This is a genomic window from Terrimonas ferruginea DSM 30193, from assembly GCF_000425585.1.
GTDB classification, from domain to species: Bacteria; Bacteroidota; Bacteroidia; order Chitinophagales; family Chitinophagaceae; genus Terrimonas; species Terrimonas ferruginea.
Window position 1 is genome coordinate 49,082 of record NZ_KE384403.1, and the last position, 15,021, is coordinate 64,102.

12 protein-coding genes are annotated in these 15,021 nt (G+C 49.0%); 3 read left to right on the forward strand and 9 right to left on the reverse strand.

Going from position 1 to position 15,021, the window contains the following annotated elements:
* Positions 1 to 35: 35 nt before the first annotated feature.
* From H608_RS0120395 to H608_RS0120410, 4 genes are all read right to left on the reverse strand, one after another.
* Complete coding sequence (locus H608_RS0120395; RefSeq protein ID WP_028789315.1) at positions 36 to 626, reverse strand: DUF3341 domain-containing protein; 591 nt, start codon at positions 624 to 626, stop codon at positions 36 to 38.
* Positions 627 to 749: 123 nt separating this feature from the next.
* Entirely contained in the window at positions 750 to 2,207 is a 1,458-nt protein-coding gene (gene nrfD / locus H608_RS0120400; protein ID WP_028789316.1) for an NrfD/PsrC family molybdoenzyme membrane anchor subunit, read from the reverse strand.
* A gap of 300 nt (positions 2,208 to 2,507) precedes the next feature.
* Positions 2,508 to 5,765, reverse strand: a complete 3,258-nt coding sequence (locus tag H608_RS23185) for a TAT-variant-translocated molybdopterin oxidoreductase (RefSeq protein ID WP_081658968.1) — start codon at positions 5,763 to 5,765, stop codon at positions 2,508 to 2,510.
* A gap of 95 nt (positions 5,766 to 5,860) precedes the next feature.
* Positions 5,861 to 6,994: a cytochrome c3 family protein gene (locus tag H608_RS0120410; protein ID WP_245565785.1), complete on the reverse strand. Its 1,134-nt coding sequence runs from the start codon at positions 6,992 to 6,994 to the stop codon at positions 5,861 to 5,863.
* 423 nt (positions 6,995 to 7,417) lie between these two features.
* On the opposite strand from H608_RS0120410, the gene purN reads away from it, so the two are divergent.
* Entirely contained in the window at positions 7,418 to 8,293 is an 876-nt protein-coding gene (gene purN / locus H608_RS0120420) for a phosphoribosylglycinamide formyltransferase (RefSeq protein ID WP_245565786.1), read from the forward strand.
* A 48-nt stretch (positions 8,294 to 8,341) separates the two neighbouring features.
* Positions 8,342 to 9,127 (forward strand): carboxypeptidase-like regulatory domain-containing protein, encoded by a 786-nt coding sequence (locus tag H608_RS23190; RefSeq protein WP_162142911.1) that lies wholly within the window; start codon positions 8,342 to 8,344, stop codon positions 9,125 to 9,127.
* Positions 9,128 to 9,133: 6 nt separating this feature from the next.
* On the opposite strand, the gene H608_RS0120430 is transcribed toward H608_RS23190, so the two are convergent.
* Genes H608_RS0120430 through H608_RS0120440 form a run of 3 tightly spaced genes read right to left on the reverse strand, consistent with a single transcriptional unit; the run spans position 9,134 to position 13,202 of the window.
* Positions 9,134 to 9,856 (reverse strand): LytR/AlgR family response regulator transcription factor, encoded by a 723-nt coding sequence (locus H608_RS0120430; RefSeq protein WP_028789319.1) that lies wholly within the window; start codon positions 9,854 to 9,856, stop codon positions 9,134 to 9,136.
* 1 nt (position 9,857) lies between these two features.
* Complete coding sequence (locus tag H608_RS0120435) at positions 9,858 to 10,946, reverse strand: sensor histidine kinase (protein ID WP_028789320.1); 1,089 nt, start codon at positions 10,944 to 10,946, stop codon at positions 9,858 to 9,860.
* 51 nt (positions 10,947 to 10,997) lie between these two features.
* A complete protein-coding gene (locus H608_RS0120440) occupies positions 10,998 to 13,202 on the reverse strand; it encodes an outer membrane beta-barrel family protein (RefSeq protein ID WP_028789321.1) in 2,205 nt (734 codons plus the stop codon).
* A gap of 165 nt (positions 13,203 to 13,367) precedes the next feature.
* On the opposite strand from H608_RS0120440, the gene H608_RS0120450 reads away from it, so the two are divergent.
* Positions 13,368 to 13,916: a hypothetical protein gene (locus H608_RS0120450; RefSeq protein ID WP_028789322.1), complete on the forward strand. Its 549-nt coding sequence runs from the start codon at positions 13,368 to 13,370 to the stop codon at positions 13,914 to 13,916.
* Here H608_RS0120450 and H608_RS0120455 read toward each other — a convergent pair.
* Together H608_RS0120455 and H608_RS0120460 are read right to left on the reverse strand one after the other, a co-directional pair.
* The gene (locus H608_RS0120455) at positions 13,913 to 14,140 is read right to left on the reverse strand and encodes a hypothetical protein (RefSeq protein ID WP_028789323.1); all 228 of its coding nucleotides are present in this window, start codon (positions 14,138 to 14,140) and stop codon (positions 13,913 to 13,915) included. The genes H608_RS0120450 and H608_RS0120455 overlap by 4 nt on opposite strands.
* Positions 14,141 to 14,165: 25 nt before the next feature.
* On the reverse strand, positions 14,166 to 14,954 hold the full coding sequence (locus H608_RS0120460; protein WP_028789324.1) for a glycoside hydrolase family 25 protein: 789 nt from the start codon (positions 14,952 to 14,954) through the stop codon (positions 14,166 to 14,168).
* Positions 14,955 to 15,021 lie beyond the last annotated feature (67 nt).

Below are 15,021 nucleotides of genomic sequence, written 5' to 3' on the forward strand. Positions count from 1 at the left end.
GTCCGAATGAATACTTTTTAATACTGTCTGCCGGATTAAACCGCAGCTTCCACTTTTTTACCAAAACGGGTAGTGTCGCGGTCGTAACGACCCAGCCACCAGCCGGTTTCGCGGTATTGAACGCTCACTTCGCTTGCGCCAACGCTTTGCAGGAAGGCAATTCCTTCTGCTTCGCTGGTTTTGTCGGTGCATTCAACTGCCATTACAAATGTATCGTCGGTGCTGCGCGGGTTGAAGTGGTCTTTCTTTACAAAAGGCGCCAACTGACACAGCCAGCAGAATGTAAGTACCATGCCTACCGCTGCAAACAGTACGGTCAACTCAAACGTAATGGGAATCCACGCAGGCAGGGAGAAAAACGGCTTACCACCGAAGTTGATCTGCCAGTCCACCGTAAGGGCCCAGGTGATGAAGCTCACTGCAGTGGTAGTACCGGTGATGCCATAGATGAAACCTGCCACGTGAAGGCTCGTGTCCTTCAGGCCCATCTCCTTATCCAGACCGTGAATAGGGAATGGCGTGTACACATCATGGATCTTGTAACCGGCACGGCGCACTTTTTTGACAGCGGGAAACAATACCGCCTCGTCATAAAAATTGCCTACGATGAATTTTTTAACGCTCATTATTTATAGCTTTTATAGCCTGGGTGAACGGATTCACCCGTTGTTTTTATTGTCATGGACCGCTTGCCGCTTTGCAGCCGGTCTACTATTTTTTATCAAAAAGAACTGTTGAACTGCCGCTGATCAATGATGATCACCGTGGTGCAGTTCGTCATCTGCAAATTTCTCGATCGATTCATTTTCCACTTTATCCATCTGGCTCTTATAGTTGTCGCCGTTTTTCTTCAGGATATGCTTGATCTCAGCGATCGCGATAACCGGGAAGTATTTGGAGAAAAGGAAATAACAGGTAAAGAACAAACCGAATGTACCGAGGTAGAAACCGATCTCCCAGATAGTTGGCGTATAGTACGTACTCCAGGAGCTGGGCAGGTAGTCGCGATACAGAGAAGTAACGATGATCACAAAACGTTCGAACCACATACCGATGTTAACCAGGATACTCATGAAGAAGGTAACCAGCAGGTTTCTTCTCATTTTGCGGAACCAGAAGATCTGCGGAGAAAGTACGTTACATCCCATCATCAGCCAGTAGCTCCATCCGTAAGGGCTGTTCAGGTTCAGACGGTTTTCGAAGAAGGCATATTGTTCACCCGGAACCGCACTGTACCAGGCCATGAAGAGCTCGGTCAGGTAAGCGATACCTACGATAGAACCGGTAAGGACGATAACCTTGTTCATCACTTCGATGTGCTCGATGGTGATATAGTCTTCGAGAGCCAGCACTTTACGGGTGATCAGTAACAGCGTTTGTACCATCGCAAATCCGGAGAATACCGCACCAGCCACGAAGTAGGGCGGGAAGATGGTAGTATGCCAGCCGGGAATAACGGAGGTAGCGAAGTCAAATGATACGATAGTGTGTACGGAAAGTACGAGTGGTGTACTCAGACCTGCCAGTACCAGTGAAAGCGCTTCATGACGCTGCCAGTGTTTGGTGCTGCCTGTCCAGCCGAATGCTGCAACACCGTAGAATGCTTTGCGCCATTTTTCCTTGGCACGATCGCGGAGCGTAGCCATGTCGGGCAACAAACCGGAGTACCAGAAGAGAAGAGATACAGTAAAGTAAGTGGAGATCGCAAATACGTCCCACAGCAGCGGAGAGTTGAAGTTAACCCAAAGCGGACCGCGGGTGTTGGGGTAAGGCAGTACGAAGAAGCCATTCCACACACGACCCATGTGCCAGATGGGGAACTGGCCCGCACACATTACCGCGAAGATGGTCATCGCTTCCGCCGCACGGTTTACACCGGTACGCCATCCCTGACGGAACAGGAGAAGGATCGCGGAAATCAGTGTACCCGCGTGACCAATACCTACCCACCATACGAAGTTGGTGATATCCCAACCCCAGCCGATGGTCTTACCCAGGTTCCACTGACCGGTACCATAGATCACTTCCATGGTTACGGAAACGAAACCAAAACCCAAAAGACCAAGGGAGATAATAAACCCAACCCACCAGAGTTTAGACGGCTTGGTTTCCACCGGGCGGCAAATGTCCTCTGTTACCTGGTGATAATCCTTGTTACCATCCACAATCGGCGGTCTGACCTGTGATTCGTATCTGAGTAAAGACATAAATAATATTTCCGAATAAGTAAAAGCTGTTTGGTTGTTTGTCTGCCACTATAATCTTTTCCGATTAAAACAGCATTCAAACTTTTTTTCCGTTTCCTTGTTCTTGATTTCGCGACCGGATATTCCAGTACGCATTTCCAACAAAAGAACCGGGCATTTCCGTTTATCCTACTGCTATTGCAGTTACGGATAGCGGGAAATAGGCGAAGTGTAAGTAATTAAACCTGCACAGGCCTGTCGTTACAATATCAAAAGAGCTTTGAAGGAGGCCCGTCCGCAGACGGGCTTCCGTTTTATATCTTAGTGATGAGCCTCTGCCGGCTGAGTCGATGGCAATTTAGACTCCTGGTGTTCTTTTTCGCCATGTCCCTGTTCAGCATGTGGTGCTTCTCCATGACCTTTCTCTTCACCGTGACCACCTTCTTCGTGTCCGCCACCACCGTGCGCACCTTTGCGCGGGATGAGTTCGTCGGTGTTGCGGATTTTAGCCAGGTAGCTGATGTTGGGCAGGGTGTGGATCTGCTCGAGTACATAGAATGTACGCAGCGGATTCTTTCTTCTTTCTTCGTTGATCGCGCTGTCTTTGTCGTTAACGTTACCGAATACGATGGCGTCGGCGGCACAGGCAGAAGAACATGCGAGGCGTACGTGTTTGTCTTTCAGCGGCTCGCCGGCTTTCTTGGCGTCCAGTTTGGCAGCCTGCAGACGTTGTACGCAGAAAGTACATTTTTCCATCACACCGCGTGAACGAACGGTTACGTCAGGGTTCAGTACCATGCGGGTCAGGTCGTCGTTCATGTGGTGAACGGCAATGTCCAGTTTACCCACCAGTTCCTGATCCTGGTTGTTCTTGAAGCTGTCAGCTCCGGTATAGTCAGCCCAGTTGAAGCGGCGTACTTTGTAAGGACAGTTGTTCGCGCAATAACGTGTACCGATACAGCGGTTGTAAGCCATCTGGTTGATGCCTTCGCTGCTGTGGTTGGTAGCTGCTACCGGACAAACGTTCTCACAGGGAGCGTTATCGCAATGCTGACACATCATCGGCTGGAATACCACGCCTTTGAGTTCGTTAGGATCTTTTTCGTCAGACACGTAGTAGCGGTCGATACGCAGCCAGTGCATATCATGGTAACGCAATACTTCTCTCTTGCCTACTACCGGTACGTTGTTTTCAGCGTGACAAGCGATCACACAGGCGCCGCAACCAAAGCAGGCGTTCATGTCGATGCTCATTCCCCACTTGATACCCGGTGCTTCATGATCGCCATACAGCGTAGCTTCTTTGCGGAAGCTGCCGGTATTTTTAGCGTAATCATTTACCAGTTTATCGCGGTAGTCTTTGATCTCGTGTTTGTCTTTGATGAAGCTGGCGAGGCTTGTTTCGCGCACTACGTCCACACGGTCTTCATAGCTGGTGTGGATCTGCGTCTGCGCGATCTTCTCGTTTCTGCCGGCTCTTTCCACAGTTGCATTGGTTGCGTAGAGGCTAACCGTTGTACCGTTGAAAGAAGAAACCGGGTATACGTTTTTACCTACATTCTCGTATACCGGACCCAGGCTGGCCGCGCGGCCATAACCAAGGGCGACAGCGATTGTATTTTTATCCATACCGGGTACCACCAGGATCGGCAGTTCAACTTCCAGGTTGCCCGCTTTGATTTTGATAACCGGTTTGTTTGGATAATATTCGTAGTCGTTGCTCTTGTAATCGATCTTCAGTTCGTCTGCAGTAGAGGCAGAGATCATGGCGTAGTTGTCCCAGGTTGCCTTGGTGATCGGATCGGGCAATTCCTGGAGCCAGGGGTTACCCGGATGAGAGCCTGAACCCAGTGCTACGTTCTGGTACAGTACTACTTCTTTCGCGCCGCCTTTCGGAGCCGCTCCGATAGCCGCTACGGCACCGGCAACAGCACCACCGTTGAATGAACCGGCAGAAGCAGTTGTAGCTTCAGCAGCCGTCCATACACCGTCCTGCAGGGCTTTGTTATAAGCGTCGGCAGAACCGAGACGTGCGATCCAGAAGTTGCGGAAATAGTCTTCGAACAGTTCGTTTTTACCAGCCCAGACCAGCAGGCTTTCCTGCCACTGACGTGTTTTGAACAGCGGGAAAATAGTAGGCTGTACAAAACCAATCTGGCCGGCACGTGCTTCGGCATCACCCCAGCTTTCGAGGTAGTGATTGGAAGGAACAATGTATTGGCAAAGCGCTGTCGTTTCATCAATTCTGTCGTTGAAAGAAATGGAAACTTTAACGCGCTTGAGTGCGTCTTCAAATTTTTTGGCTTCGGGCCAGGTGTAAACGGGGTTAGCGCCGTAGATCATCAATGTACCTACGCTTCCGCTCTGCATCGCAGCAACCAGGTCAGCGAGGTCTTTGTCAATACCCTGACGGTACTTAACAGGAGCAGACCAGTCGATGGTGGTGCCGTAAGAACCGATATGGCTGTTGATCGCGTTGATCAGTACTTGTACGTTTACATCGTTGCTGTCGCTGACAACGAGGCTTTCACCTTTACCGGCATTCAGTTCTTTTGCTACCTGCTCGATGCCTGCTTTCAGTTTGGCATCTGTGATAGCGGGAGCAGAAACACCTGGAACACCGAGTGCAGCAGCGAGTGCAGCTACCACAGCGCCTGTTTCAGAAGGACGGTGGTTGAAACGGTAGTCGGCGTTGGCGCCGGTCATGCTCAGGAAGCTCTCGAACTGGAAGTGACGAACCATTTTAGGATCGTCTTCATTGATCCGGCGGTTGAGTGCGAAACCGTGAGAAAATTCTACAGGGCTCAGCCAGGTACCAAGGAAATCGGCGCCGAAACTCACCACCACTTTGCGTGCGTTCTCGAACTTGTAGCTCGGGATAGCGCGGCTGCCGAAGCTTGCTTCGTTGGCCAGCAGCATCGCTGAATGAGAAACTGCGTCGTATTGTACGTGACGGAAGCTGGGGTAAGCGGCTTTGAAGTCGGCGATAACCTGCAATGCGGAAGGAGAGTTGATCGTGCCGGTGAGCAGCACAACTTCACCACCTGCGTTGCGGATGGCCGCACCGAGTTCTTTATCGAGCGCTTCAAAAGTCGGGATCTCCGTGAACTCATTACCCTTTTTGTGTTTGGGATGCGTAACACGGTTTTTATCATACAGGTCCAGTACGGAAGCCTGGATACGGGCAGTAGTACAACCTTTCACGAAAGAAAGGTCGTTGCCTTCGATCAGGATAGGGCGACCGTCGCGCACGCGTGCGAGAACAGGCACCACATCACCGTCCTGGATGTAAGTGGTAGCATAATATTTAACCTCGCCGGGAACGATGTTCTCGGGCTTGTTGGCGAATGGAATGGCCTTACGTACGGGCACTTTACAGCTGGCGGCCAGGGTGGCGGCTGCCGTGCTGAAACCCAGGTATTTTAAGAAATCGCGGCGGGGAGCCTTGGCGTCGATGAGGCCCTTGCCATCAAAATCTTCGAACGGCAGTTCTTCGCGAAACTCATCCTGGTTCCGGCCTTTGAAATTCTCCGGATCATTTGCCTCTGCGAAACTTTGCCAGTACTTGTTTTGGCTCATATTATCTGAATTGGCAGCGGTCTTTAACTTGATCAACCCGCTGTTTTTAAACTAAAATTTTATTATCAGTAAGCAGGACGGTCCTGCAGCAGCGATTAATAGTGACATTTCTGGCACTCCAGGCCACCGATATCTTTGACACTCACACTATCCATTTTACCGGACTTGATATCGTCGTGGAATTTCTGGTAGATGCTGTAAAACTGGTTGCCTGTGCTGTCAGAGTAATTGAAGTTCACTTTGGTCTGGCGGTGACAGTTCACGCACCATCCCATGCTCAGTTCAGAAGCCTGGTGTACCACGTCCATTCCGGTGATATCACCGTGACAGGTTTGACACTGTACATTACCCACGCGGATGTGCTGGCTGTGGTTGAAGTATACGTGATCAGGCAGGTTGTGAATTTTCACCCACTCGATCGGCTTGGCTTTGGAAGGATCCCACGCATCCGGTTTTTTCGGATCGAAACCAGCGTACTCGTACAGTTTGGCGATCTCGGCCGTACCGTTGATCTCCATTCCTTCGTTGTCGTACAGCTTAGGTCCTTTGGAGTAGGTTTGAATGGTCTTATGACAGTTCATACACACATTCACAGAAGGAATGGCGGCTGTCTTGCTTTCCCATGCGTTGCCGTGGCAATACAGACAGTTGATCTGGTTGATGCCGGCGTGCACTTTGTGAGAGTAGTAAATAGGTTGTTTAGGCGCGTAACCGGTTTGACGGTTCAGCCCGATCATGCCTTTGGAAACGAAGAACCCACCTACGATAAACAGTACGATGGCGAAGAGTGCCAGGTATACTTTATTACGGTAGAAAGGAACAGGCTCGGGGCGGTCGATACCTTCTGCATCGTCAGACAGCTTTTTCAGGTTGCTGTTAACGTACATTAAGATGAAGGCGATCAGCGCGAGAATGAGAGAGATAACACCGAAGATAACGGCGTTCTGGTTAGATTCTTTTCCGTTTTCACTATCCTTCTCGGTTTTTTTACCGCCAATAACCCCTGTATTTACATCGTTAATATACTTCAGGATCGCATCGATCTCGGGATCGGTAATATTGGTAAACAGATCCATGGCTGTTGGAGAATACTTGGAAATCTCCACTGCATATGGATAACCCGAAGCGATCAACGCTTTGTTGTTGCGGATCCACTCGTGCAGTTTCTGCTTGTCAGGCCAGCGGTCTTCCACTCCTCCGAGTGCGGGACCGGTGCTGCCGGTTTTCATATCAGGCGCGTGGCAACTCTGACACTTGCTCACGAAAAGGGTCTTACCATCTTGCGCACTAACAGTCACCGCCGATAAAACGAAAATCGAGAGAAACAGCAGCGTTAGTCTTTGAAGTGTTGGCTTACAAGGAATCATAAACACAATTGATCAAAAATGTGGATAAAAAGCTCTAACCGGGTGCAAAAATAAGCCACGAACTTAACAAATGGACAACAATTTGAAAATTTTTTAAACCCGCTACCACATTGCGTTTCAGGCGATTTATGGGTATTTTTCCCAACCGCCTCTTTTTGATTGTCATGAATCAGTCAGGCGTTTCGCGGTTTCAAACCGAATGTGAAAATCACAAAATTAAATGAGGCTTTTTCCGCACTTTTGCGGGGCCGTTGTTCACCATCCGGCTTTTTCTAAATTCACAGCATGTTCAAGGGACTTCAGCAAAAATGGAAGGTCAGCGGCCTGCGGGTTCTCCTGATCCTCTGCACCTTTGCCATTGGCGGCAGCCTCACCGGCATCGCCGGCCGTTATATTATGGGCGCTCTCGGCATCAATGCCACCTGGCTTTGGGTCATCGTATATATTATTATCGTCACGCTTATCTGGCCGCTGGCCGTGCTGGTCATCAGCATTCCTTTTGGTCAATTCCGTTTTTTCATCAGCTACCTCAAAAAAATGGGCAGGCGCATGGGCCTCGGCGGCGCAATTGTGGATAACCGCATCGCCGTTGCCGTTTTTGCCAGCGGCGCCGGCAGCAATGCCGCCCGCATGATCGAACATTTCCGGCAGCACCCGAACATCCGCATCGCCCTCATCGTTTGCAATAAGCCCGGCGCGGGTGTGCTCGATATCGCCGCAAAAGCCGGCATTCCCACGCTGATTATCGAAAAAGAGCGCTTTTTCCGCGGCGATGCCTACGTTCCCGTTTTCCGCGAAGCGGGAATTTCCTTTATTATCCTTGCCGGTTTCCTCTGGAAAGTACCGCAGGCGCTGACCGGCGCTTTTTCCGGTGCTATTATTAATATACATCCCGCCTTATTGCCCAATTACGGCGGCAAAGGCATGTATGGCCGCTTTGTGCACGAAGCCGTTTTGGCGGCCGGCGATCCCGAATCCGGCATTACCATTCATTTTGTAGACGAACATTATGATCATGGCGCCGTCATCTTCCAGGCCCGCTGTGCCGTCATGCAAAACGATACCGCCGATTCACTCGCTATGCGCATTCATCAATTGGAACATCAGCATTATCCCGAACAGGCGGAAAAAGTAATTCTCAACACGCGCCATCACTCTTAGCGTTTATTTTGCACTTTCTTTTGTTACTTGCCTGCTAATTGCGCGCTTTTGAACCGGAAAACTCTATTCATACTCCTTTTACTGGTCTTCGGCTGTATTCCCGCTTTGCTGCGGGCGCAACCGAGAACGCCCGTATATAAGGTGCGCGGCACGGTTTACGACAGCTCGCGCAACTATGCGCTTCCCGCGGTGAGCGTTCTCTCTACTTCCGGCAAAGGGGCCATGACCGATAATAACGGCGACTACATCATCGATGCGTCCGACAAAGACTCCATCTGGTTCAGCTACCTTGGTAAGCCCACACAAAAGTTTCCCGTGGCCAAAATGAACCTCTCCATCAATTTCGATATCGCACTGGCGGTAAACGTGGCCATGCTCGACGAAGTGAAAGTGAAACCACGCAACTACAGGCAGGATTCGATTCAAAACCGCCAGGACTACGCGAAGGTTTTCAACTACAGCAAACCGAAGATCACACCGTCGGTCAACAGCGAAGGGGTGGGCTTCGATCTCAGTGCTATTATTAATATGTTCCGGTTTAAGAAAAACCGGCAGATGCAGGCATTTCAACGCCGGCTGCTTACAGAAGAAAAAGAAAAATACATCAAGCACCGCTTCAACAAAGGATTGGTGCGTCGCCTGAGCCAGCTCGACGGCGATTCATTGGATTACTTCATGCAGGTATACCAACCTCCTTATCAGTTTGCCCTGCAGGCAGATGAATACACTTTCCAGAAGCATATCAAAGATGCGGCAGAACGCTATAAGAAAGGATTGCCGCCGGCCATCGCCTGGCGCCCCGAAGATTATATGATGGAAGACGAGGAGAACTGAGCCGGTTTATTTACCGCCACCGGTCATTAACTTTCCTTTCATCGCTTCAAGAAAAGCTGTCCGGTAACTATCACCTAAAAGAATTTCCTGCCCTTTCTTCAGCATTATTTTATTGCCCTCGATCATGGTGATCTTTCCGATGGCTATAATATAAGACCGGTGTACACGCATGAAATGTTTTCCCTGCAAGCGGTCTTCGAGGTCTTTCATATTCAGGAGAGCCAGTGTTTTTGTATCGCCGGTGTGAATAGCCACATAGTTTTTCATGCCTTCGATATAATCAATATCGGCCAGGTTGATCTTCAGCATTTTCCCTTTGGCCTCTGTTTTTACAAAAATGTAATCGTCCGTTTCCGTTTCGGGAGCAGTTGTTTTGGCTAAAACCGCGGCGGCGCGCTGCACGGCTTTCAGAAACCTCGGCAAGGGTATGGGCTTCAGAAGATAGTCCACCACTTCGAGGTCGAAACCTTCGGCGGCAAACTCGCTGTATGCCGTAGTGAGGATCACTTTACAACGACCGTTGATTGCTTTGATAAAATCGATGCCGCTGATATGCGGCATTTGTATATCCAGGAAAATAAGATCCACCTGTTCGCGGTTGATCAACTGCAACGCCTCAAGCGGATCCGCGGTGGTGCCCTTCAGCGTCAGCAGCGGCGTCTGGTTCACAAAATGAGCCAGCACATCGATCGCATGTTGTTCGTCGTCCACAATTATGCAGGAAATCATGTTATGGATTTGGTTTATTCATTGAAATAAATGGCAACTCCACCTCTACCTCGTACAATTCTCCTTCATTTTTTATCTGAAAAATATAATTGTCTTTATAAATGTTTTTCAATCGCTGGCGGATATTTTCAATGCCGATGCCGTGGGAGATTTCTTTGGGACCGTTTTTCTTCCGGTTGCGGATGGTAAACAAAACCCGGCCGGTTTCTTCTTTCGCTTCCAGCAGGATGGTCAACGGAGACGCGTCACTCAACATTTCGCCGTGTTTAAAAGCATTTTCCAGTAACGTAATAAACACCAACGGAATCACCTTTGCTTTTTCTATCGGTCCGTGTACTACATAATCGATATTCAACCGTTGACTGAAACGCATCTGGTGGATGCTGATGACATTTTGTAAATGTTCCGCTTCCCGTTCCAGCGGCACCAGCCCCTGCTCATCTTCTTCCTGCTGCAGGGAATACCGCATTACATTGGACAGCGTGAGTATCCCTTCCGATAATTCCGGTGACAAGGGCAATGCTTTTGCATAAAAAAAATTGAGTGTGTTATGCAGGAAATGCGGATTGATCTGGGAGCGGAGAAACATATTCTGAAAACGGATGGTTTCATTTTCCTTTTCCAGTTTCTCCCGTTGCAGCCGCTCCGCCCTTGCGCTTGTAATTTTTACGCGGCGATACAGCCAATAAAACAGCGCCGCCAGAAAAATAAACAGGTAATAGATCGCGGCTATCATGGCCACAGAATTCGAAATCTGCTCCGCCGTCAGCGGCTTCTGGTTCATGCTCCTTATTCCTTTTAACCGTTCTTCATATACATCGAAATAGAAAACATGAAAAATCCGGGAAAGCAGGAAATAAAAAGTGGCCGCGGATATCAGCAAGTAAAAAAGACCCTGCGCAACTGATTTGCGTTTGAAAAGCCGGTCGTAAAGAAAAAGCGCATTGAAGTAAAAGATGCTTATGTACAGCGCCATGCGAAGCAAAAAGAAGATATTCAGTTGCAGCACCCGCGCATCAGGATAGGCCTGGTATTCCAGCAAACCATAGAGCAACCAAAGAAATGCATGTAAGGCAACGGTCTTTTTCATAACGCCAATATCCTTCCTGCAAAATAAGCTATTCGGTTTCAGGATGTCCGCTTAATTGCTGCCTGTCCGTTGTTTTTCTTCTTCAATACCCGTTCTGCGTGTTTTGCCCGCCTTCACATTTTTGTTACCGAATTTCCAGGTAAAGGTCAGTCGTGCCGCACGTGTTTCAGGTTTTACGCCGGCAGCAGACGTCACACCAAAGGACGAAACAGTATAGTGATACTCCTGTACATTCAGCAGATCGGTGATATTAAAAGTCAGCCGCCCATTGTTTTTCAAAATTGCCTTTGATACGCCGATATTCAGCGATCCCTGCGGACGGAAATGCATTACCCCAACGGTGAGCGCAGAAAAATAACTACCCGATACTTCTGCAGTCCAACCCTGTTTAAAAGTCAGCAGGTTGGTCATGTTGAGATAAGCACCGGTGGTCGTTGTCTTTTTATCCAGCCCGTCGGGGTCACTGATGCCGGCATATACGGCCCCGATGGTATTGGTCATACTCCATTTTCCCTTGAACAACTGTTCCATATAAGAAACGGATAAACTTAGCTGTCCGGCTCTGCGCAGGTTGTCCTGGGTGCTGATCACGACTTCGCTTCCGGGGTCTTTTTTAAACACCGGAGCCAGTACATCCGAGATATGACTATAATCGATAGAGGTAACTAACTTATTCTTATAAGTATGAGATAAGCCGATATTGTCGGAAAAGGAAGGACGTATGGCCGGGTTTCCCTGGATATAACTGTACTGACTTACGTAAGTGGTAAAGGGATTCATAACATCAAAACCAAAGCGGTTAATTTTCCGGCGGTAAGAAACACCGAATTGCTGATCCTGCGAAAGCTGGTATTGTACGGCAGCCGAAGGAAAGAGTTTAAAATACCGGTTACTATTTTTTTGACCAAGCGTTCTGGAATTACCTTCGGTAAATGTATACTCCGCTCTTAGCCCTGTTTCAAGACTCCATTTTTTAATCTTTTTATTGAGGCTGACATAGCCGGCATAAATATTTTCCTGGTAAATGAAATGATTACTGCGCAGCACATCTGTTTTCCAGTTGTTGCCGTCGAGGAATTCCCAACCGGCATTATTATCGGATCGGTTGATCGATGTTTTCAATCCTGCGGTAATTTTTCCTTCTTTCACGGGATGGGTATAATCTGCAGAAAGCCCGTATATGGTGATGGAAGAAGGAGAGTTGTTGCGTAAAAGATACTCAGGCTGGTAAGCAAGGCCGTTTTCATCGCTGTAGATGGTTGATACCTGGTCCTTCCAGCTTTTATCGTAGGAAAAATAATCGGCATTTACTGTCAGCTCTTTGCCTTTGCTGTTCAGTTGTTTGGTATAATAAGCGTTTACTGAAATATTATTGACGGATGTCCGGCCGCCCGTAAACACGCGTGAGAAAGAATCGATGCCGTTATGAATATTGTCTTTTACCACCTGGTTGGTGGAGTTCCTGTCGCGATAGAGCAACAGGCCTCTTGCCATCACACCTGCGGTGGCTGATTTATCTATTTCATAATCCACACCTGCGCGGTAGCTATGATTGAAACGTTTATAACTCGTAAAATCAGATTCCCGGATAAGAGTTTGGGCATCCATTGTTCTGCGCAGATCCGTTTTATTGTAAAGTGTATTCTGCAGCAGGTCATAACTGGCGTAAGCATTTACCTTTTTATTCCGGTGATTGGCAAGAACACCACCATTGTATCTCCCGTAGTTGCCCCAGCCCGCACCGGCCGTTAAAGTGGCATTGGTACCAAAGTTTTTATTTTTTACCAGTTTGATATTGATGACCACATCGCCCTGTGCATCATAGCGCGCAGGAGGAGTGGTCAGTATTTCCACTTTTTCCACACCGCCGGCCGGCGTGGCCGTAAGCAGGGCCTTGAGCTCCTGGCCGGATAGATTAGAAGGACGGCCATTGATCAATACCAGCACGGATTTACCACGGAATTGCAGGTTGTCCTGCTGCTCAAACATTCCCGGCGCACGCAGCAAGGCTTCATAAGCATTACCACCGGCGGCTACCGGGCTCGCCGCCATATTCAGCGTGATTTTTCCTGCACCCTGTTCAATGAATTCCTTTTTGGAAGAAATGGTAATTCCGTTCATCACTTTTGCCGAGTCGGCAGCAGCGGCAACGACCGAATCTTTCGATAGCGGCTGCTGAGCCTGCACGCGGGTACACAAGGCCATGGTTAGTCCGGCGATCAGCAACAGGCAGCAGATAGGTTGGTTGAGTTTCATGTCTTTTACGATTTGACACAAACCTATTCCACCCACCCGCGGCCGGTAAATACGATACACCAAACGGCTTTTCGGCGGTACAAACCGCCGGATTTTCTCTTTTTTATAAAAAACGGGGAAAATAAAACGGGCTCATTTATCTTCATCGCCGTAAAATTTTGAGCTATGGAAGAACAACAACTGACGCTGGGTATCGGCACCCGTTTGCAACATACATTATACGGTCCCGGCGTAATCGTGGGCGTGCGCTATGCCAGTTATCTTATTTCCTTTATCCACCTCGGTGTTAAAGAAGTAGAGAAAACAGATACGCAACTCGACGAGATCATTCCCGAAAACGTTTCGCAGGAGATTGAAACACTCAGCGATATGGAAGCTTCCATGCTCCGCATTCTCCGCCTGTGGAATGGTTTCGGCGAACCGGTACAGTTGGGCGAACGCTGGACCGGCGGCACGCTGATCCTTCAACCGGCCGATAAACAGCTCAAGCCCAAGGAAATTCCCGTAGAAGATTTTTTTCACAAGATCGTCATGCTCCGCGACCGCCTGCGCGTGCTGGAGCAAAACATCAACAGCCACAAAAAACTGAGCGACGAAGAAAAGGTAAACATCCAGCAATACATTACCCGCTGCTATGGCTCACTCACTACGTTCAATGTTTTGTTTAAAAACAAGGAACACTGGTTTGTGGGAGAAAAAAGCGGAAACGACTAAGGTTTGCGCCAGAGGCGTATGTAATAGCGGATGAGAAAGGCCGATCCTAGAACAATGATGGCATAATAGATCCAGGTGACAACGGCCGGGTAACGCCCGCTGAACGCCAGCCCGAATTGCAGCCCCGTCATGATGATAAAGATCAGCCACAGCAACAGGGAAGACGCTGTGTTGATAATCTTCAGGAAGTATTTTCTTACATCGGGTTCCTGCTCGGGTTCCATACAAGTAATTTGAAAAGCAAGTTAGTTATTCTTCCGGCGCGCCGGGCACCAGCAGTGCGCGGAAGGAAGCAGAATCGCCGTTGAATACATTGAAATCCACTTTTGACGTAATGCCATTCACCTGACCGCTGTCGTTGTGCTGCCAGAAATGCCAGGGCCTTCCAATGCGCGGCTGACGTGGCTCATAGTAATGCGCTACCCACAGCGGATATTGATCGAAGTCGACGCCTAAATATTGCCGGTAGAAATCCGCGTTGGTATAGATGATCGGTTTTACGCCGTAATGTTCTTCCACCACATCCAGCCAGCGTTTGACTTCGCGGCGCAAGGCAGCGGGACTGGCGCTGAGTTTCGTTTCCACATCCAGTACAGGAGGCAGGTCGCCGGGTCTTAGTTTTACTTTATCGATAAAGTTCTCGGCCTGCAGCTTTCCATCTTTTGTGGGAATAAAAAAGTGATAGGCACCGCGGATGATATCATTCTCCCGGCACTTTTGCCAGTTGCGGCGGAATTGCGGGTCCATGTTGCCGATGCCTTCGGTTGCTTTGATAAATGCGAAACCCATTTTGATGTTCCACACTTCCATTTTCTTCACTTCTTCCCACGCAATAAGATGCTGGTAGCGTGACACGTCGATGCCGTGAATCCCGAAACCATCGGGAATAGCAATGCCGAATTCTTTATAGCGGGTGAGTTTTGCCTTGCGGTAAGCGATCCATTTATAGAACATCATTCCGCCGAAGAGTAACAGCAGAAGCGTGCTGATGATAAGCACAAAGCGGCGGCGTGATTTTCCTTTTCTTTTTGACGGCATGTAGCAGCTGCGAATTGCGCTGCAAATATACGCGGTAGGCCTGTGCGATTTTGTTAATTCAGAAATC

Excerpts from the sequence above, each read along its gene's own strand:
- H608_RS0120395 (WP_028789315.1), bottom strand. The coding sequence starts at position 626 with ATGAGCGTTAAAAAATTCATCGTAGGCAATTTTTATGACGAGGCGGTA.
- nrfD (WP_028789316.1), bottom strand. The coding sequence starts at position 2,207 with ATGTCTTTACTCAGATACGAATCACAGGTCAGACCGCCGATTGTGGAT.
- H608_RS23185 (WP_081658968.1), bottom strand. The coding sequence starts at position 5,765 with ATGAGCCAAAACAAGTACTGGCAAAGTTTCGCAGAGGCAAATGATCCG.
- H608_RS0120410 (WP_245565785.1), bottom strand. The coding sequence starts at position 6,994 with ATGAAAACCGGCAGCACCGGTCCCGCACTCGGAGGAGTGGAAGACCGC.
- purN (WP_245565786.1), top strand. The coding sequence starts at position 7,418 with ATGTTCAAGGGACTTCAGCAAAAATGGAAGGTCAGCGGCCTGCGGGTT.
- H608_RS0120430 (WP_028789319.1), bottom strand. The coding sequence starts at position 9,856 with ATGATTTCCTGCATAATTGTGGACGACGAACAACATGCGATCGATGTG.
- H608_RS0120435 (WP_028789320.1), bottom strand. The coding sequence starts at position 10,946 with ATGAAAAAGACCGTTGCCTTACATGCATTTCTTTGGTTGCTCTATGGT.
- H608_RS0120440 (WP_028789321.1), bottom strand. The coding sequence starts at position 13,202 with ATGAAACTCAACCAACCTATCTGCTGCCTGTTGCTGATCGCCGGACTA.
- H608_RS0120450 (WP_028789322.1), top strand. The coding sequence starts at position 13,368 with ATGGAAGAACAACAACTGACGCTGGGTATCGGCACCCGTTTGCAACAT.
- H608_RS0120455 (WP_028789323.1), bottom strand. The coding sequence starts at position 14,140 with ATGGAACCCGAGCAGGAACCCGATGTAAGAAAATACTTCCTGAAGATT.
- H608_RS0120460 (WP_028789324.1), bottom strand. The coding sequence starts at position 14,954 with ATGCCGTCAAAAAGAAAAGGAAAATCACGCCGCCGCTTTGTGCTTATC.